This is a genomic window from Streptomyces sp. NPDC054975 (assembly GCF_053609105.1).
The window spans coordinates 65,192-83,247 of the sequence record NZ_JBSGWV010000024.1 but is presented as its reverse complement, the minus strand read 5'-3'; the positions used below and the strand labels follow the sequence as shown (position 1 = coordinate 83,247).

At 72.7% G+C, this 18,056-nt stretch carries 16 protein-coding genes; 13 read left to right on the top strand and 3 right to left on the bottom strand.

Annotated elements, in window-relative coordinates:
- Window positions 1-336 precede the first annotated feature (336 nt).
- Complete coding sequence (locus tag ACWF79_RS21685) at window positions 337-1,152, top strand: hypothetical protein (RefSeq protein ID WP_453729753.1); 816 nt, start codon at window positions 337-339, stop codon at window positions 1,150-1,152.
- A gap of 88 nt (window positions 1,153-1,240) precedes the next feature.
- On the opposite strand, the gene ku is transcribed toward ACWF79_RS21685, so the two are convergent.
- On the bottom strand, window positions 1,241-2,320 hold the full coding sequence (gene ku / locus ACWF79_RS21680; protein WP_453729752.1) for a non-homologous end joining protein Ku: 1,080 nt from the start codon (window positions 2,318-2,320) through the stop codon (window positions 1,241-1,243).
- Window positions 2,321-2,399: 79 nt separating this feature from the next.
- Between ku and ligD the strand changes: the two genes are divergently transcribed.
- The 7 genes from ligD to ACWF79_RS21645 all read left to right on the top strand — a co-directional run bounded on the left by ligD (window position 2,400) and on the right by ACWF79_RS21645 (window position 11,682).
- Window positions 2,400-3,284: a non-homologous end-joining DNA ligase gene (ligD, locus tag ACWF79_RS21675; protein WP_453729751.1), complete on the top strand. Its 885-nt coding sequence runs from the start codon at window positions 2,400-2,402 to the stop codon at window positions 3,282-3,284.
- Window positions 3,281-4,207: an ATP-dependent DNA ligase gene (locus ACWF79_RS21670; protein ID WP_453729750.1), complete on the top strand. Its 927-nt coding sequence runs from the start codon at window positions 3,281-3,283 to the stop codon at window positions 4,205-4,207. The genes ligD and ACWF79_RS21670 overlap by 4 nt, the downstream gene beginning before the upstream one ends.
- Window positions 4,208-4,370: 163 nt before the next feature.
- A complete protein-coding gene (locus ACWF79_RS21665; protein ID WP_453729749.1) occupies window positions 4,371-6,473 on the top strand; it encodes a HEAT repeat domain-containing protein in 2,103 nt (700 codons plus the stop codon).
- A 247-nt stretch (window positions 6,474-6,720) separates the two neighbouring features.
- A complete protein-coding gene (locus ACWF79_RS21660) occupies window positions 6,721-7,491 on the top strand; it encodes a hypothetical protein (RefSeq protein ID WP_453729762.1) in 771 nt (256 codons plus the stop codon).
- On the top strand, window positions 7,488-8,780 hold the full coding sequence (locus tag ACWF79_RS21655) for an ATP-binding protein (RefSeq protein WP_453729748.1): 1,293 nt from the start codon (window positions 7,488-7,490) through the stop codon (window positions 8,778-8,780). Before ACWF79_RS21660 ends, ACWF79_RS21655 begins: the two co-directional genes overlap by 4 nt.
- A 56-nt stretch (window positions 8,781-8,836) precedes the next feature.
- On the top strand, window positions 8,837-10,216 hold the full coding sequence (locus ACWF79_RS21650; RefSeq protein WP_453729747.1) for an FtsW/RodA/SpoVE family cell cycle protein: 1,380 nt from the start codon (window positions 8,837-8,839) through the stop codon (window positions 10,214-10,216).
- A complete protein-coding gene (locus ACWF79_RS21645; protein ID WP_453729746.1) occupies window positions 10,213-11,682 on the top strand; it encodes a penicillin-binding transpeptidase domain-containing protein in 1,470 nt (489 codons plus the stop codon). Before ACWF79_RS21650 ends, ACWF79_RS21645 begins: the two co-directional genes overlap by 4 nt.
- Here the strand turns inward: ACWF79_RS21645 and ACWF79_RS21640 are convergent.
- Window positions 11,679-12,530, bottom strand: a complete 852-nt coding sequence (locus ACWF79_RS21640; RefSeq protein WP_453729745.1) for a hypothetical protein — start codon at window positions 12,528-12,530, stop codon at window positions 11,679-11,681. The two genes, ACWF79_RS21645 and ACWF79_RS21640, sit on opposite strands and share 4 nt — an antisense overlap.
- 58 nt (window positions 12,531-12,588) lie before the next feature.
- Entirely contained in the window at window positions 12,589-13,692 is a 1,104-nt protein-coding gene (locus tag ACWF79_RS21635; RefSeq protein WP_453729744.1) for a ferritin-like domain-containing protein, read from the bottom strand.
- Window positions 13,693-13,860: 168 nt separating this feature from the next.
- Here ACWF79_RS21635 and ACWF79_RS21630 point away from each other — a divergent pair, with 168 nt between their 5' ends.
- From ACWF79_RS21630 to ACWF79_RS21610, 5 genes are all read left to right on the top strand, one after another.
- Window positions 13,861-14,796 carry an AurF N-oxygenase family protein gene (locus tag ACWF79_RS21630; RefSeq protein ID WP_453729743.1) on the top strand — a complete coding sequence of 312 codons (936 nt, stop codon included), beginning with the start codon at window positions 13,861-13,863 and terminating at the stop codon, window positions 14,794-14,796.
- 47 nt (window positions 14,797-14,843) lie between these two features.
- Window positions 14,844-15,566: a TetR/AcrR family transcriptional regulator gene (locus tag ACWF79_RS21625; RefSeq protein WP_453729742.1), complete on the top strand. Its 723-nt coding sequence runs from the start codon at window positions 14,844-14,846 to the stop codon at window positions 15,564-15,566.
- A 37-nt stretch (window positions 15,567-15,603) separates the two neighbouring features.
- The gene (locus tag ACWF79_RS21620; protein WP_453729741.1) at window positions 15,604-15,873 is read left to right on the top strand and encodes a hypothetical protein; all 270 of its coding nucleotides are present in this window, start codon (window positions 15,604-15,606) and stop codon (window positions 15,871-15,873) included.
- A 77-nt stretch (window positions 15,874-15,950) separates the two neighbouring features.
- Window positions 15,951-17,249 carry an NlpC/P60 family protein gene (locus ACWF79_RS21615; protein ID WP_453729740.1) on the top strand — a complete coding sequence of 433 codons (1,299 nt, stop codon included), beginning with the start codon at window positions 15,951-15,953 and terminating at the stop codon, window positions 17,247-17,249.
- Window positions 17,250-17,420: 171 nt separating this feature from the next.
- Complete coding sequence (locus ACWF79_RS21610) at window positions 17,421-17,960, top strand: RICIN domain-containing protein (protein WP_453729739.1); 540 nt, start codon at window positions 17,421-17,423, stop codon at window positions 17,958-17,960.
- The last annotated feature ends 96 nt before the right edge of the window (window positions 17,961-18,056 follow it).

Sequence of the window (18,056 nt, the reverse complement as noted above, 5' to 3'; positions counted from 1 at the left end):
CCCTTGCCAACAGCAGCGCCTGCAACGCCTGTTGTTTCGGGGGTCCCAGGGTCAGCTCGGTGTCCCCCCGCCAGACCCGCAACGGCCCCAGGATCCGGTAACGCATGTTCCCGCCTCACTTCTCAGCGATGCCGGGGGTCCGTCTCGGGCCCCCCGCACACCGGTCCTGCGGCTCTCTCCGCTCCGGCCGCTGAAAACGCTCTCAGAAACCGGTGCTCGCACCGGTGCTCGTCTAACGCTACGCGCCGGAGGAGGTGGATCCACACCTCGAAACCGTGGCGTTTCCGTCACGTAATCTTTGGCGATCCGGCCACCCGGAAGCAGAGGGGATCACGCATGGGAACACTTCTTTACGTCACCGACCTGGGATATCAGGCGCGCGGGCGGCGGTACTGCGACGAGGACATCTGGCTCTCGGGGCGACTGCGCGAGGAGTTCGGGGTCGCGCTCTGCCATCCGCTCGACGCGGCCGGGCTGATGCACCGTTTCGACGCCGTCGTCGTCCGCAACAGCGGACCCGTCCTCCACTACCAGCAGGCGTACGACGCGTTCACGCACGAGGCCCGCGAGAGCGGGGTGCGGGTCTTCAACTCCCTGACCGGAAAGGGAGACATGGCTGGAAAGGACTATCTCCTCCACCTGTCGAGGGAGGGTTTTCCGGTCATTCCCACGGCCGGCCGCCGTGAGGAGTTCCCGCTCCTGCCGGACGCCGACGAGTACGTCGTGAAGCCGTTGCTGGGGGCGGACTCGGTGGGTCTGCGGTTCGTGGAGCGGGCGCGACTGGGGGAGGTGGACCCGACCGGGATGCTCGTGCAGCCGCGGATCCCGTTCGCGTACGAGGTCTCGTTCTACTTCGTCGGCCGCGCCTTCCAGTACGCGCTGTACGCGCCCGATCCGGAGGCGCGCTGGGTGCTTCAGCGGTACGAACCGACCGCCGACGACCTGGAGTTCGCGCAGCGGTTCGTGGACTGGAACGACCTGGCGCACGGCATCCAGCGGGTGGACGCCTGCCGGGCACCGGGCGGGGAGCTGCTGCTCGTGGAGCTGGAGGACCTCAACCCGTACCTCTCGCTGGACCTGGTCGCGGAGGCCGAGCGGGAGGCCTTCGTCACGGCGATGAAGGCCTCCCTTCGGGACCTGCTGAGCACCTGAGCACCGGAGCGCCTGCACCCGAGCACCCGAGCACCGGAGCGCCTGAGCGCCTACGCCCGAGCACCCGAGCACCGAAGCGCCTGAGCGCCTACGCCGAGCGCTTGCGCGAAGTCGCCTTCTTCGCGGTCGTCTTCTTCGCCGCGGTCTTCTTCGCCGTCGACTTGGCCGTCGTCCTGGCCGTCGACTTCGCGGTGGACTTCTTCGCGGTCGTCTTCTTGGCGGTCGTCGACTTCTCGGCCGCCTTCGACGTCGACTTGCGGGCCGGGGCGGCCGTCTTCTTCGCCGCCGTCTTCGCCGTGGACTTCCGCGCCCCCGTCTCCTTCGGGGCGCTCGGCGCGCTCGAACGGCGCGCCAGCTCGGTGACCTCGGCGACGCCGCCTTCCTCCCCGCGCGCCTCCTTCGCCGCCCGGACGCTGCTCTCCAGGGCGGCCATCAGGTCGATCACCTGGCCGCCGCCCGCCTCCTCGGGCTCCGGGGGCGCGACGGCCGCGCCACCTTCCGCCTTGGCGGCGATCATCTGCTCGACCGCCTCGCGGTAGTCGTCGTGGAGGGTGCTGATGTCGACCTCGCCCAGGGTGGCCATCAGGGCGTCCGCCAGGTCGAGTTCGGCCTCCCGCACCTGGACGGGGCTCTCCGGGGCCACCCCCTCGGGCGCCCGGATCTCGTCCGGCCAGAGCAGTCCGTGCATGGCGATCACGTCGTCCACGACCCGGAGCATCCCGAGCCGCTCCCGCCCGCGCAGCGCGTACTTCGCGACGGCCACCTTGTCGCTCCGCTTGAGCGCCTCGCGCAGCAGGGTGTACGGCTTGGCGGCCGGTACCCCGCTCGCGGAGAGGTAGTACGCGGCGTCCATCTGGAGCGGGTCGATCTCCCCGGCCGGCACGAAGGCCACGATCTCGATGGTCTTGGCCGTCGGCAGCGGCAGCGACGCCAGGTCCTCGTCCGTGATCGGGATCATGGTCCCGTCGGACTCCTCGTAGGCCTTGCCGATCTCAGCCTGGGAGACCTCCTCGCCGTCCAGCTCGCACACCTTGCGGTAGCGGATGCGTCCGCCGTCGGCCTCGTGGATCTGGCGGAAGGACACGGACCGGCTCTCGGTGGCGTTCACCAGCTTGATCGGGATGCTGACCAGGCCGAAGGATATGGCGCCGTTCCAAATGGATCGCACGTTTCATCCCTTTCGCAGGTGTTCGCCGCACTTTGTGCTGACTTCTATGCTTCTGCCCGATTCGTGGGATTCTCATCGTATGACGCCCATCACGGAGGTGGAGGGGCGGCGCCTCCCGCTGAGCAATCTGGACAAGGTCCTCCACCCGGCCACCGGCACCACCAAGGGCGAGCTGCTGCACTACTACGCCACCGTCGGGGCCGCGATCCTGCCCCATCTGCGCGACCGGCCGGTGTCCTTCCTGCGCTATCCGGACGGCCCCGAAGGGCAGCTCTTCTTCACCAAGAACCCACCGCCCGGCACACCCGCCTGGGTGAAGACCACCCCGGTCCCCCGCTCCGACGACCCGCGCGCCCGGCAGGTCATGATCCAGGACCTCGCCTCGCTGATGTGGGCGGCGAACCTGGTCGTGGAGTTCCACACCCCGCAGTGGCGGGCCGACTCCCAGGCCGTCGCCGACCGCCTCGTCCTCGACCTCGACCCCGGGCCCCCCGCGACCGTCGTGGAGTGCTGCCGGGTCGCGCTCTGGCTGCGCGAGCAGCTCGCCGCGGACGGCCTGGATGCCTTCGCCAAGACCTCCGGCGCCAAGGGCCTGCACCTGCTCGTCCCCCTGGAGCCGACCCCGTCCGAGCGGGTCTCGGCGTACGCGAAGGAGCTGGCCGTCCGGGCCGAGGGGGACCACCCCAAGCTGGTCGTCCACCGGATGGCGCGGGCCCTGCGGCCGGGCAAGGTCTTCGTCGACTTCAGCCAGAACGCGGCCGCCAAGACCACCGCGACCCCCTACACCCTGCGCGCCCGCGCCCGGCCGACCGTCTCGGCCCCGGTGACCTGGGAGGAGGTCGAGGCGTGCGACGCGCCCGAACGGCTCGTCCTTCTGATGGACGACATCGCGCCACGTCTGGAGCAGTACGGGGAGCTGCTCGGGCCGCTCCTCGACCCGGGCCGGGCCGGGTCCCTGCCATGACCCCGGCCCCCGCGACCGGTCCGGCCGTCCCCGCCGGCGGCGCCGTCCTGCGGCCGCCGGTCGATGTGATGCGCCCTCGCCCGGCCGACGAGATCCCCGCGCAGGGAAGCGTCCCCGGAGGGTTGCAGTACACGCTCAAACTGGACGGATTCCGCGCCCTCGCCTTCGTCCTGGAGGAGCGGAGGGTCGTCCTCCAGTCGCGCTCGCACCGGGACCTCGCTCCGGAGTTCCCCGAGATCGCGGCCCATCTGGGTGCCCGTCTGCCGGCCGGCGTCGTCCTGGACGGGGAGCTGTGCGCGTACCGGGACGGGCGGCTCAGCTTCACCGATCTGCTCCGCTCGGCCGGCGACCGCAGGCGGGCGGGCGTTCCCGTCTCGTACATCGCCTTCGACGTGCTCGCCGTCCCCGGCCGGGACGTCCGGCCGCTGCCGCTCGCGGAGCGCTGGCGGCTCCTCGGCACCGCCCTGGAGGAGATCGGACCGCCCGTGCAGCGCGTCCTCGCGACGCTGGACGAGGAGACCGCGCGCGACTGGTTCCGTGATCTGCGGCCCGTGGGGGTCGAGGGGATCGTGGCGAAGGCGCTGCGCTCGCCGTACCGGGCGGGCGAGACGTGGTCCTGGCGGAAGGTGCGGCACACCAACACCCTCGACGGGACCCTGCTCGCCCTGGTCGGCCCGGTGGACCGGCCCCGTGCGCTGGTCGTCCGCCTGCCCGACGACCGTACGGTGACGACCTCGCCCAAGCTCACCGCGGCGCAGGCCCGCGAGGTCGCCGGGCTGGCCGCCGGCCGTCTCGCTCAGGCCGTGGACGACCCCGAGCACGGCCGCGTGACGCCGCTCGCCGACCCGCTCCCGGTGGAGCTGCTGCAGCTGTCCGGGCGCCAGGAGACCGCCCGCTTCGTGCGCGTACGGTCCGACCTCTAGGGGGTGGCTCGCGGGCAACTCCGGGCGCCGTTCCTCTGGATGGCGCAAAGCGAGCGGCCCGAGGGCCCTTCCGAGACCGCGTCCGCTCAGCGGGTCCTGGTTCACGGTGTGGTGGTGCACACTTGCTCCCTGGTACAGCGCTCACGGGGAAGGCGGCGGCCGCATGCTGACGGGGATCGAGGAGGTCGACTGGGCCTCGTTGGGGCATGCCTACGGCCCCGCCGACGATGTACCGGGGTTGCTGCGCGGACTCGCCTCGTCCGACCCCGCCGAACGGGAACTTGCCCTCGACGGGATGTACGGAGCGGTGCACCACCAGGGCGACGTGTACGACTCGACGCTCGCCTGCATCCCCTTCCTGCTCGAACTCGTCGCCGACCCGGAGGTCCAGGACCGGGGCGGCATCGTGGAGTTGCTCACCAGCATCGGCGGGATCGAGCTGAGCGGCGAGGAGGAGCTGGACGAACTCGACGCGGAAGACGAGGAGTTCATCCCGGCCGCGAACTACGCGATGGCCGCGGCCGCCGTCGCGGCGGGCGCCGACGTCTTCCTCGGACTGGTGGGCGACCCGGACCCCGAGGTCCGGCTCGCGGCCCCGTGCGCGCTCGCCTCGCTCCACCCGGACCCCGCCCGCGTGCTGACCCTGCTGCGGGAGCGGCTGACCGTCGAGCGCGCCACGGAGGTGCGGCTCGCCCTGGTGGAGGCCGTGGGGCGGATCGCGCGACGGCACGAGTCGCTGCGCGACGAGACCGTGGACTGGCTGGGGTGGCTCTCCCGCGCGGCCCAGGCGCCCGGGCTGCGGCTCGCGGCCCTCGCGCAGCTGGCCCGGTGCGCGCCCACCGAGGTCCCGGACGACGTGGTGGAGCGGGTGACGGGGCTCCTGGACGAGGTGCGGACCGCGCCGCCGGAGCCGGACGCCCGGCCGGGCACGTCCGCGACGGCCGGACAGGTCCGCGAACTCTTCGAGGAGCGCTCGACCGGCCGGCCGACGCCGTGGACCGACGAGCTGCTGCGGACCCTGCACACCGCGCTCGACGACCGTGTCGAGGAGCGGACCGCGCTGATCCTCGCCCAGCTGCGCAGCCCCGACCGGTGCCAGCGACTGGACGCGATCTGGCTGTGCGGGGGCCTGATACGGGTCTGGCGCGGGCGGTACGAGGAGGTCGTGCGGCTGGTCGGGGCGCAGCTGGCCGACCCCGAACCGAGGCTGCGTGAGGCAGCGACCTCGTTCCTCGAAGGCCTCTTCGAGCTGACCGGCCCCGCGACGGACGCCCTCGCGGGGCACCTCGCCCGCCGCCCCGGCAGACCGGAGCGGCCGGAGTGGGCCGAACGGCCGGAGGGCCCGCCCGGGGCTCCGGACGGGCGCGCCAGGGCGCTGCTCGCCCTCGCCCGCTCGGGGGACGCCCGGGCCGTACCGCCGCTCGCCCGCGCGCTGGTGGAACCGGACGTACGGCGGGACCTGTTGTACGCGGTGCCCACCCTGGGCCCGGCCGCCGCGCCGCTCGCGCCGCTGCTGCGCCGCAGGCTGGCCCGGGTCGAGCTGGACGACCGGCTGTACGAGCACGCGGCGCCGCTGCTCTTCGCCCTGGCCTCGGTCCGGGGCGTGCAGGCCGTGCCCGAGGTGCTGCGGGTGCTGCGCGGGGCGCCGTCGAACCGGCGGGACTGGGTGCAGGAGGCGGCGCTGACGGCCCTGGCGGCGTTCGGGCCCGCCGCCCGGGGGGCGATCCCGGACGCGCGGGCGCTCCTGGAGAGCGAGGCGGCGGCGGTCTCCGCGCAGGCGGCGCTCACGCTGTGGTCGGTCGAGGGCGACCGCGAGGCGGTGCTGCCGACCCTCGCGGGCTGGCTGGGGCCGGACGCGACGGCCCCCGACCGGTGCGCGGCCGCCCGGGCGCTGGGCACGATCGGCCCGGCGGCGGCGCGCACCGCGCCGGCGCTGCTTCCCGGGCTCTCCTGCCGGGACCTGTGGGTACGGGTGCGCAGCGCGGCGGCCCTGTGGCGGGTGTCCGGGGACACGGAGGCATCGCTTCCGGTGCTGCTGGCGGCGTGGGAGGAGAACCGGCACGCGCGCGTGGACATCGCGGAGTGCCTCGCGGAGATGGGTCCCGCGGCGAGTGACGCGCGCTGGGTGATCCGTACGGAGCTGGACCGGCGGCGGCGTCACAACGTGCGCGAGAGCGGCTACAGCAGCCATGACGTCCACGAGGACGAGAAGCTGCTGACCTTCTGCCGGGCGGCGCTCGACCGGATGGACCGGATGGACCGGTAGGAGCCCGGCCGAGAGGAGGCCCGCCGCCGGGGGCGCACGACGACACGGCGAGGGGCCCGGCGGACGGCGCCACCGCCACCTTCGAGGTCCGCGCGATCCAGCGGGTCGACAAAAAGGACTTCCCTACGAATAAGGTCTAGGGGAGACCGACCCCCCGAGCTGCGGCTGATCACCTGCGGCCGGTCGCGGGGAGCGTACGACCCGAGGAGCGTCAGTGGGACCGCGCGGACTGCCGTTCGTCGCCGCCATGGCCCTGGCCGTGGCGGCGCCGTTCGTGCTGTCCGGCTGCGGCACCGAGGGCGAGCTGAAGAGCGCCGGGGCCACGCCCACCGCCGTCGGCCCCGTCCGCCTCTGGCCCGGCCTGCCGCCCGCGACCGCGCCGCCGCTCGACTACGGCGAGACCGACACCGAGTCCGTTCCCGGTATCGACGTCCCCGACAACGACGTCCGCCGCGTCGACGCCGTCGCCGTGGTCCAGGCCGAGGTGAAGGCCCACCCGGACTCGTACACCGGCGCGGACGGCATGTACGAGGAGACGGCCCGGCAGATCGGCCGGTGCACCCAGGAGCCCGGGAAGTGCCCGGTCATGGAGGCGTACTACCGCGATCTGACCGGCAACGGCCGCGACGAACTGATCGTCGGCATCCGGATGCCCGACCAGCAGGTGGGCGTGCGGGTGTACCTCGCCGAGAACCACGGGCTCACCCGGATCATGTCCACCGTCGACCAGGTGATCAGCGTGGAGCTTGCGGGCCGCGACCTGATCGTGCGGGCCGCGTCGGCCGGCATCCCGGGATACGAGTACCGCACGGCCTGGTCCTGGGACGAGCAGCAGCGCGCGATGCTGTCGGCCCGGGACGAGATCGTCCGCGTCAAGCCGGCGGGGCCGTCCGCCTCACCGGCGCCCGAGCCCCGCCTGGTCGCCCCCTCGGCGACCCCGGGGCCGCCCGGCTCCTCGCCCACGCCACCCGCCCGCACGCCCTCCGCCGCCGAGGACTCCTTCGTGGAGGCCCCGTGACGCCGCGCAGGCGCCGCCGACCCCGACTGCCGGCCTGGACCGCGACGCTCACCTGGAAGGCCGCGGTCTTCATCACCGTCATGTGCTGCGCCCTGGCGGCGCTGCTCGGCGTCCTCGTCCACGTGTCCGTGGCGGGGCAGACCGTCGACGACTTCCGCGACCGGGCGCTGACCCGCCTCACCGCCGCCTCCCGCGCGTACGAGGCGGGCGAGCCGCTCCCCCGGGGCGCCGGGATCGACCCCGAGGGCCTGCCCGAGGAGCTGCGGGCGCTGGCCCTGCGGGGCGAGCGGGGCACGGTGGTCGAGGAGTTCCAGGGCCGGCCGACGATGTGGGCGGCGGGCCCGGCCGACGGCCGGGCCCTCGCCGTGCGGGTGGACTACGCCACCGGCAAGGAGATCATCGACAACCTGGACCGGTCGATCCTGGGCTCCTCGGTCCTCGCGATCGGGGCGACGCTGCTCGTGGGCGCGTTCGCGGTCACCCGGATCACCCGGCGGCTGCACCTGACCGCCCAGGTGGCCCGGCGGATCAGCGCGGGCGACCTCGACGCGCGCGTGGACGACCCCCGCACGAAGGACCCGGCGCGCCCGCAGGACGAGGTGGCGACGGTCTCCGGGGCGCTCGACACGATGGCCTCCTCGCTCCAGCGCAAGCTGCAGACCGAGCAGCGCTTCACGGCGGACGTGGCGCACGAGTTGCGCACGCCGCTGACCGGTCTGTCGGCGGCGGCCGAACTCCTGCCGGAGGGGCGGCCTTCGGAGCTGGTCCGGGACCGGGTGAGGGCGATGCGCTCGCTGACCGAGGACCTCCTGGAGATCTCCCGACTCGACGCCCGCAACGAGACCGTGGACCTGGCGGTGCACGACCTCGCCGCGATCGCGTGGCGGGTGGTGCGGGCGTCGGGCACCGAGACGGAGGTGCGGGTCATCCGCGACGCGACGGTCGAGACGGACAGGCGACGCCTGGAACGGGTGCTCGGCAACCTCGTCGCCAACGCGCACCGGCACGGCGCCCCGCCGGTCGTCCTGACCGTGGACGGCGCCGTCGCCACGGTGCGGGACCACGGCCCTGGCTACCCGGAGTACCTGCTCGCGGCGGGGCCGCAGCGGTTCCGTACCGAGAGCGGCGGCAAGGGGCACGGGCTCGGGCTCACGATCGCGGTCGGGCAGGCCGAAGTGATCGGCGCGCGGCTGGTCTTCGCCGAGGCCCCCGACGGGGGCGCGGAGGCGCGGCTGACGCTGCCGGAGTACGTACGGCTGGCCGATCCGGACGAGGATCCCGAGCGGTGACGGCACACCGTCACACATAAGGGATATAAGCCATATCGCTTGCTACGTTGCGGTCCATGACCGCAACGACGGCGGACGCTCCCCCGCCCGGGCCACCCCTCCCGAGGCGCCGCGGCGTGGAACTCTCCCTCCTCGTCTGCGCCGTCCTCATCTCCGTCCTCGGTTACGCCGACGTCGGCCTCGCCCGCAGCGGCGCCGTCCCGCCCGACGCGGTGCGCTACGGGGCCGGTCTCGGCGGGCTCGCGCTCCTGGCCCATCTCGCCGTACGGTTGCGGGCTCCGTACGCCGATCCGCTGCTGCTGCCCATCGCGGTCCTGCTCAACGGCCTCGGCCTGGTGCTGATCTACCGGCTCGACCTGGAGACGCCGAAGGACCAGGCGGCCTTCACGCAGCTGGTCTGGTCGGCGCTCGGGGTGGCGCTCTTCGGCACCGTCGTGGTGCTGCTGCGCGACCACCGGACGCTGCAGCGGTACGCGTACCTCTCGATGACCACCGCCCTGTTCCTCATGGCCGTGCCGATCTTCTTCCCCGCGGTCAACGGCGCGAGGATCTGGATCCGGCTCGGCGGACTCTCCTTCCAGCCGGGCGAGTTCGCCAAGATCCTGCTCGCCGTCTTCTTCGCCGCGTACCTCGCGGCCAACCGCAACGCGCTGGCGTACACCGGCCGCAGGGTCTGGCGGCTCCAGCTGCCCGCCGGCCGGGTGCTCGGGCCGATCGCGGCGATCTGGCTGCTGAGCGTGGTCGTGCTGGTCCTGGAGCGGGATCTCGGCACCTCGTTGCTCTTCTTCGGCCTCTTCGTGATCATGCTGTACGTGGCGACGGGCCGGACCGGCTGGATCGCGGTCGGGCTGCTCCTGGCGGGCGTCGGCGCGTTCGCGGTCGGCTCGCTCGAACCGCATGTGCACAGTCGCGTGGAGGACTGGCTGAATCCTTACGCCTCCATCGAGGCGGGCGACGGTCCGGGCCAGCTCGCGCAGTCGCTGTTCTCCTTCGCGGCGGGCGGGGTGCTCGGTACGGGCCTCGGCCTCGGCCACTCGATCCTGATCGGCTTCGCCGCCAAGTCCGACTTCATCCTGGCGACGGCGGGCGAGGAGCTGGGACTGGCCGGGCTGACCGCCCTGTTCCTGCTGTACGCGCTGCTCGTCGCGCGCGGGTACCGGGCGGGTCTCGCCCTGCTCGACCCCTTCGGGCGGCTCCTCGCGATCGGCCTCGCCTCGATCCTGGCCCTCCAGGTCTTCGTGATCGCCGGCGGGGTGATGGGCCTGATCCCGCTGACCGGCATGGCGATGCCGTTCCTGGCGCAGGGCGGCTCGTCCGTCGTCACCAACTGGATCATCGTGGCCCTGCTGATCCGGGTCAGCGACTCGGCCCGCGCCCCCCGCCCCGAGCTCGTCGAGACGGGCGTCGTCGCGCCGGTCACGGAGGACGCCCGGTGATCCCCTACATCCGGCGCGCGGCGGCGCTCTGCCTGATCCTGCTGGTGGCGCTGCTCGTCAACGCGGCCCGGGTGATGATCTTCCAGGCCGGGGCGCTGGACGAGAACCCGGCCAACCGGCGGGTGCCGATCACCCGTTGGGGCGAGCCGCGCGGCGAGATCGTGGTCGACGGGCGGCCGGTGACCGGCTCACGGGACAGCGGCCAGCAGCTGCGCTACGAACGGACGTACAAGCAGGGCCCGTTGTACGCGCCGGTGACCGGTTTCGCCTCGCAGACGTACGGCACGACGTTCGTGGAGGACGCCGAGGACGGCGTGCTCGCGGGTACGGATCCGATGCTCGCCCCGTTCCCGTTCTGGAACGACCTCGGCCGGGGGCGCCGGGCGGGCGGGGACGTGGTGACGACGATCCGGGCGCGGATGCAGGAGGCCGCGTACCGGGGGCTCGGCGGGAAGCGGGGCGCGGTGGCGGCGGTCGAGCCGTCGAGCGGACGGATCCTGGCGCTCGTCTCCTCCCCCTCGTACGACCCGGGCGAACTGTCCGGGACGGGCTCCGGGGTCAAGGGGGCCTGGGCCCGGCTGAACACCTCGCCGAACCAGCCGATGCTGAACCGGGCGATCCGGCAGACGTACCCGCCCGGCTCCACGTTCAAGATCGTGACGGCGGCGGCCGCGCTGGACGCGGGCACGGTGACGGACGTCGAGGCGCCGACGGACACCCCCGACCCGTTCATCCTGCCGGGCACCCGGCAGGTGCTGCCGAACGCGGCCAAGGGGTGCGGGAACGCCTCGCTGGCGTACGCCCTCCAGTGGTCGTGCAACACCGTGATGGCCGGGCTCGGGGTGAAGGTGGGGCTCACCGCGATGGTGGACGCGGTCGAGAAGTTCGGCTTCAACGACACCGGGCTGACGATCCCGTCCTGGGTCGCCAGGTCCGACTTCGACCGCGAGATGAGCGACGACCAGCTGGCCCTGTCGTCGATCGGCCAGTTCGACACGACGGCGACGCCCCTGCAGATGGCGCTGGTGTCGGCGGCGGTCGCCAACAACGGGGAGATCGCGTACCCGTACCTGGTCGAGCGGACGACGACGGCGGGCGGCACGACGGTCGACACCGCCGGCCGCCGCAGCTACCGGCAGGCGATGCGCCCCTCGACCGCGACCCAGCTGCAGCGGCTGATGGTCAGGGCGGTCGAGGAGGGCACGGGCGTCAACGCGGCGATCCCGGGGGCGACGGTCGGCGGCAAGACGGGCACGGCCCAGCACGGCCTGGGCAACACGGGCACCCCGTACGCCTGGTTCATCGGCTGGGCGCAGGCGGCGGACGCGGCCCAGCCGGCGGTGGCGGTCGCGGTCGTCGTCGAGGACGCCGAGGCCAGACGTACGGAGATCAGCGGCGGCGGCAGCGCGGCGCCGATCGCCCGGGCCGTGATGGAGGAGGCGCTCCGCGCGAAGAAGAACCCCTAGTAGATCGGCTTGCGCATCTCCGCGCGGACCTTGGCGGTGGTCTCGGCGAGCTCGGCCAGGTCGACGTCCTGCGGGTCGGCGGTGGCCGACTCGGTGGTGACGACGGCGACGAAGGAGGCCGTGTTGTCGTCGCCCCAGGCGCACATGGGGAGGGTCGCGGTCCCGGTGGCGTCCTTGGTGGTGGTGACCTGGCAGCTGATGGTGATGCCGTGACCGGCCGGCGTGAAGTCCTTCGGCGGGACCGCGAGCGTGGTGCCCTTGTCCTTCGCCGCGCCGGAGAGGATGGACGCGCGGGTGGCGGCCGGGCTCCTGAGTCGGCCGTGGAAGCCGGAGACGACGAGGACGGCGTCGTCCTTGCCGGTGTACTGGGCGATGGCCGCCTTGACGTCCTTGACCGTGGGGTCGTAGGTGTCCTCGACCTCCTTGCCCTCGGTCTCGGAGGCGTCGTTGGTCAGCGTGAACGTGCCGTCCAGGAGGGTCTTGGGCACGACCAGCCGGTGCGTCGCCTCCGGGAAGTCGCCGGCGAGCCCCGCCCCGTCGAGGACGAGCTTCCCGGCGTAGCCGAGACCGGCGACGACGGCCACGGCGCCGACGACGATCCCGACGATCAGCCCGGTCCGCTTCTTCTTCGGCGGCCCCACGGGCGGCTGCCCCCACGCGCCGGCGCCGGGACCCGGGTACTGCTGGGGAACGCCGGGCTGTTGGGGGTAGCCCTGCGGCGGAGGACCGTAAGGCCCGGGCTGCGGGCCGCCCTGCGGCGGTCCGAAGGGGCCAGGCTGCTGCGGGGGCGGCACGGGGCCGCCGTACGGGTGGTGCGGCGGCTGGTTCGGCGGTGGCGGCATGCTCATGGCGCGCACGCTACGTCACCGATGTGAACGCGCGGATCCCGGGCCCTCCCCCTCTCCCTTACGCCCCGCCCTGCTCGATGGCCTCCGCCACCTCCGCGACCCGCTCCCGCTCCTCCACCGCGAACCGCTCGCGGTCCAGCGCCTCCGCGATCTCCTCGTCCTGGGTCATCAACAGGTCCAGGTTCGAGTCGCCGAGGTCGAAGACGCCCATGTCCAGATAGGCCTTCTGGAGGCGTTCGCCCCAGAGGCCGATGTCCTTCACACACGGGACGATCCGGCTGAAGAGCAGCTTGCGGAAGAGGTGCAGGAACTCGCTCTGTTCGCTGTACTCCTCCGCCTCCTTCCTCCCGACGCCGAAGCTCTCCAGGACCTCCACGCCTCGCAGCCGGTCCCGCATCAGGTAGCAGCCCTCGATGACGAACTCCTCGCGCTCGCGCAGTTCGGCGTCCGACAGCTGCTTGTAGTAGTCGCGCAGCGCCATCCGGCCGAAGGCCACGTGCCGGGCCTCGTCCTGCATCACGTACGCCAGGATCTGCTTCGGGAGCGGCTTGTCGGTGGTGTCGCGGATCATGCCGAAGGCGGCCAGCGCCAGGCCCTCGATCAGGACCTGCATGCCGAGGTACGGCATGTCCCAGCGGGAGTCCCGCAGGGTGTCGCCGAGGAGGCTCTGGAGGTTGTCGTTGATCGGGTAGAGCATCCCGATCTTCTCGTGCAGGAAGCGGCCGTAGACCTCCGCGTGCCGCGCCTCGTCCATCACCTGCGTCGCGGAGTAGAACTTGGCGTCGAGGTCGGGGACGGACTCGACGATCCGGGCGGCGCAGACCATCGCGCCCTGCTCGCCGTGGAGGAACTGGCTGAACTGCCAGGAGGCGTAGTGCCGGCGCAGATCGCCCTTGTCCTTCTCCGTCATCTTCGCCCAGTGGCGGGTGCCGTAGAGGGTCAGGACGTCGTCGGGGGTGCCGAGCGGGTCGTACGGGTCGACCTCCAGCTCCCAGTCGATGCGCCGGGAGCCGTCCCACTGCTTGTCCTTGCCCTTCTGGTAGAGGGCGAGAAGACGCTCGCGGCCGTCGTCGTAGTCCCAGCTGAAGCGGGCAGAACCGGTCGCCGGGACCTGCCAGACGGGGTCTCCCGGGGCTTTCGTGTAGAGGTCGTGCGTCGACACTGACGACTCCTTGCTCTCACGGGGCGTGCTCTTCCGGGCAGGCTGACACCTTGGTAGACATCTGGTCAACAAGTCGCGCAGAAGGGATTGACGGGCTTACTGACGAGCAGTCTTATAAAGGCGACCGCCGGTAACACGACCGCGAGCACAGCGAGGTGTCTCACCGTCATGCCCACCCGTACCGAGCAGGACCTCACTCTCCTCCGGGACGCGCTCGGCCCGCTCCGCGACCGGGAACAGGTCGCCGCGCGGCTCCTGGAGTCCTCCCTCAAGCACTCCTTCGACCCCGAGACCGAACTCGACTGGGCCGCGCCGCTGGAGGACGGCAAGTGGTTCTGGCCGCCGGAGCTGGTCTCCCTCTACGACACCCCCATGTGGCGGCGGATGTCCGAGGAGCAGCGGATGGACCTCGCCCGGCACGAGGCGGCCTCGCTCGCCTCGCTCGGCATCTGGTTCGAGATCATCCTGATGCAGCTGCTCGTCCGGCACATCTACGACAAGTCCCTGACCAGCGACCACGTGCGGTACGCCCTCACCGAGATCGCCGACGAGTGCCGGCACTCGATGATGTTCGCCCGCATGATCCAGAAGGGCGGCGCGCCCGCCTACCCCGTGCCGCGGATCTACCACAACCTGGCCCGCGTCCTGAAGACCGTCTCCACCACCCCCGGCTCCTTCGCCGCCACCCTCCTCGGCGAGGAGATCCTGGACTGGATGCAGCGGCTGACCTTCCCGGACGAGCGCGTCCAGACCCTCGTACGCGGCGTCACCCGCATCCATGTCGTCGAGGAGGCCCGGCACGTGCGGTACGCCCGCGAGGAGCTGCGGCGCCAGATGGTGACCGCGCCGCGCTGGGAGCAGGAGTTCACCCGCCTCAGCTGCGGCGAGGCCGCCCGGGTCTTCTCCGTCTGCTTCGTCAACCCGAAGGTCTACGAGAACGTGGGCCTGGACCGCCGCGAGGCCGTCGCCCAGGTCCGGGCGAGCGGTCACCGCCGGGAGGTCATGCAGTCCGGCGCCAGGCGGCTGACGGACTTCCTCGACGACATCGGCGTACTCCGGGGCCCGGGGCGCCGCCTCTGGAAGTCCTCCGGGCTGTTGGCCTAGAGGATGAGACCCCCTGGGAGTCACCCGCCGGAGTTACCCTGCGTGGCATGACCAGTGCCGCCTCGCCCGCGTACCGCCGGCTCAGCGTCGAGGAGCGTCGGGTGCAGCTCCTCGCCGCCGCCCTGACGCTCTTCGCGCACCGGGCGCCCGACGAGGTCTCCCTCGACGACGTCGCCGAGGCGGCGGGCGTCTCGCGGCCGCTCGTCTACCGCTACTTCCCCGGCGGCAAGCAGCAGCTGTACGAGGCGGCCCTGCGCTCCTCCGCCGACGCGCTGGAGCGCTGCTTCGCCGAGCCGCCGGTCGGGCCGCCGACCGAGCGGCTCGCCCGGGTCCTGGACCGCTATCTGGCCTTCGTGGACGGGCACGACGCCGGTTTCAGCGCCCTCCTCCAGGGCGGCAGCGTCGCCGAGACCTCCCGGACCACGGCGATCGTGGACGAGGTCCGGCGCGCGGCGGCGGAGCAGATCCTCGTCCATCTGGGGGTCGCGGAGCCCGGTCCCCGGCTGCGGATGATGGTCCGCACCTGGATCGCGGCGGTGGAGGCGGCCTCGCTGATCTGGCTCGACGAGGAGAAGCAGCCGTCGGCGGGGGAACTGCGGGACTGGCTGGTCGACCACCTGATCGCGCTGCTCGCGGCCACGGCCGCGACCGACGAGGAGACGGCGTCGGTCGTCAAGCAGCTCCTCGCGCAGGAGACCCCCGACGGGCCGGTGGGGACCCTGGCGCGGCGGGTGACCCCCGTGGTCAGCGAGGCGGCACACCTCCTGTGAGGCCGGTGTGTACGCGAGCGTGTACGAGACTGGTCCCGTGAGAAGCGAGAACACCCCCTTCCGCGGCGGGCCCCTGGACGGCGAGATCCTGGCCGTCCTGGTCGGACCGACCGGACATCCGCCGAAATGGTACGAAGTGCCGGTCCCGGACGCCGACGGCGGACCGCCGACCGTCCACGCCTACCGCCGCGAACCGGCCGGCCACACCAAGCGGCTCGGGCTGCCGCGCGGCTGGGTCTACGAGTACGCCCCCGAGGGCCGCGAGCGGTTCGCGCCGAAGTGGCCCTGGTCCAAGCCGAACGGGTGAGGCCGTTGGGCCGATTCGCCCCTTCGTGCGCTCATCGGACCGCGCGGCCCCTCCATCATCGCGGTGGAGGTGATGACGTGTCAGGAAGGCTGCTGCGCACGGTCTGCACGGGGGTGCTCGCCGCGTCGACGGCGCTGGCGGGGGTCCCCACGGCGGCGGCGGACGACCCGGTGGACCCCCCGGCCGAGGCGCCGGCGGCGGTCGCGGGCGAGGAGGCGACGGACCCACCGGTGGAACCGCCGGAGGATGCCGACCCCCCGGAGCCCACGGAACCCACCGCCGCCGTCGACCCCGCCGACGGCACCCCGGTCGACGACGCCGCCGAACTCCCGCCCTCCGGCGGGAACTCGGTCTCCGCGCTCCTCGGTCGCCTCCAGACCCTCTACCGCCAGGCCGAGCAGGCCACCGAGGCCTACAACGCCACCGACGAGGCCCTGCGCCTCCAGACCGCCGACACCACGAAGATCACCGCCGCCCTCACCCGCGCCCGCGAGCGCCTCGCCCAGGGGCGGAACGCGGCCGGGCGGCTCGCCCGGGAGCAGTACCAGGGGCGGGCGGCCACCTCGGCGTTCTCCCCGTACCTGCGGCTGCTCCTCGCCGACGACCCCCAGCAGGCCCTGGACCAGAGCCGTCTGATGGACCGTGCGGCCCGCGAGCGGGCCGGCACCGTCTCCCGGCTCACCGCGGACGAGAGGAAGGCCGACGAGCTGGCCGACGCCTCCCGCAAGGCCCTGGACCGGAAGCGGACTCTCGCCGCACGTCAGAAGAAGCAGCGCGACGACGTCCAGAAGCGGCTCACGCAGGTCCAGAAGCTGCTCGCCTCGCTCCCGCCCGACCAGCTCGCCAGGCTGACCGAGCTGGAGCGGACCCAGACCGCGGGCGCCCAGCGCGAGCTGCTCGACACCGGCGTCCTGGACGGCGACAGGACCCCGTCACGGGAGGGCGGCGACGCGCTGCGGTACGCGGTGCGGCAGATCGGCAAGCCGTACGTGTGGGGTGCCGAGGGCCCGGCGTCGTACGACTGCTCGGGGCTGACCTCCCAGGCCTGGGCGAGCGCCGGCCGGGAGATCCCGCGCACCAGCCAGGAACAGTGGCGCACCCTCCCCAGGGTGCCGCTGCGCGAGCTGCGCCCCGGTGACCTGGTGGTCTACTTCCCCGAGGCCACCCATGTGGCGATCTACCTCGGCCACGGCCTGGTCGTCCAGGCCCCCCGCCCGGGCGCCAAGGTCAAGGTCTCCCCGATCGCCGCCAACCCCCTCCTGGGTGCGGTCCGCCCCGACCCGGCGGCCAAGCCCCTGAAGACGTACACGCCGCCCGAACTTCCGGAGGGAGCCACGGACGGCGCGGACGAGGGGTTCGATCAGGGCGGGGCCTGAGCGCCCTTTCGTCGGTGAGAACCGGCACGCCGGAGGCGGACAGAACGGAGTGAGGCATTCCGATTCCTTGCGTCAAGTGACCTTCCAGAAAGATCAGTTGATGCGAATACTCATGCGATCATGACAATGATTTCCGGCCACCGGCCGGAGCCTTCTTGATTGCAGAGGACCATGAAGTTCAACCCGATCACCCGCGCCCGCCGCGGACTGCTCGTGCTCGCCGCGTCCCTCGGCCTCGTCTTCGGCGTCTCGGCCGTTCCGGCCCAGGCCGCGCCGACCGAATACATCCTGTCCAAGGTCGAGATCCGCATGAACCACTCCAACCAGTGCCTGGAGGTGGCGGACTGGAGCACGGCGAACGGCGCGGCCGTCCGCCAGTGGCCCTGCACCGGTAACGCCAACCAGCAGTGGTACCGGGTCTACCTGAACTTCGAGGATCCCGAAGCGTACTACTACAAGAACGTCAACAGCGGCAAGTGCCTGGAAATCGGCGGCTGGGGGCGCCACAACGGTGCGACCGCCAACCAGTGGGACTGCCACTGGGGCTTGAACCAGCTGTTCCGGACCTCCAGCAGGCTTGTCACGGACCCCGCCTACACCTGGAACAAGTGCCTGGAGATCGGCGGCTGGAGCCAGCAGGCGGGCGCCCGCGCGAATCTGTGGGACTGCCACGGCGGCGCCAACCAGAGCGTCACCATGCGCCTCCTGTGAGCCGCCGGCGGGGGGCGGGGCCGCACCCCCCGCCCCCCCCCCCCACGCCGGGAGGCCCCCCGGCCCCCCCCCCCGGGGGGCCCCGGGGTGTCCGGG

Coding starts and splice junctions, on each gene's coding strand:
- ACWF79_RS21685 (WP_453729753.1), top strand. CDS start 337: ATGGGAACACTTCTTTACGTCACCGACCTGGGATATCAGGCGCGCGGG.
- ligD (WP_453729751.1), top strand. CDS start 2,400: ATGACGCCCATCACGGAGGTGGAGGGGCGGCGCCTCCCGCTGAGCAAT.
- ACWF79_RS21670 (WP_453729750.1), top strand. CDS start 3,281: ATGACCCCGGCCCCCGCGACCGGTCCGGCCGTCCCCGCCGGCGGCGCC.
- ACWF79_RS21665 (WP_453729749.1), top strand. CDS start 4,371: ATGCTGACGGGGATCGAGGAGGTCGACTGGGCCTCGTTGGGGCATGCC.
- ACWF79_RS21660 (WP_453729762.1), top strand. CDS start 6,721: ATGGCCCTGGCCGTGGCGGCGCCGTTCGTGCTGTCCGGCTGCGGCACC.
- ACWF79_RS21650 (WP_453729747.1), top strand. CDS start 8,837: ATGACCGCAACGACGGCGGACGCTCCCCCGCCCGGGCCACCCCTCCCG.
- ACWF79_RS21640 (WP_453729745.1), bottom strand. CDS start 12,530: ATGAGCATGCCGCCACCGCCGAACCAGCCGCCGCACCACCCGTACGGC.
- ACWF79_RS21630 (WP_453729743.1), top strand. CDS start 13,861: ATGCCCACCCGTACCGAGCAGGACCTCACTCTCCTCCGGGACGCGCTC.
- ACWF79_RS21625 (WP_453729742.1), top strand. CDS start 14,844: ATGACCAGTGCCGCCTCGCCCGCGTACCGCCGGCTCAGCGTCGAGGAG.
- ACWF79_RS21610 (WP_453729739.1), top strand. CDS start 17,421: ATGAAGTTCAACCCGATCACCCGCGCCCGCCGCGGACTGCTCGTGCTC.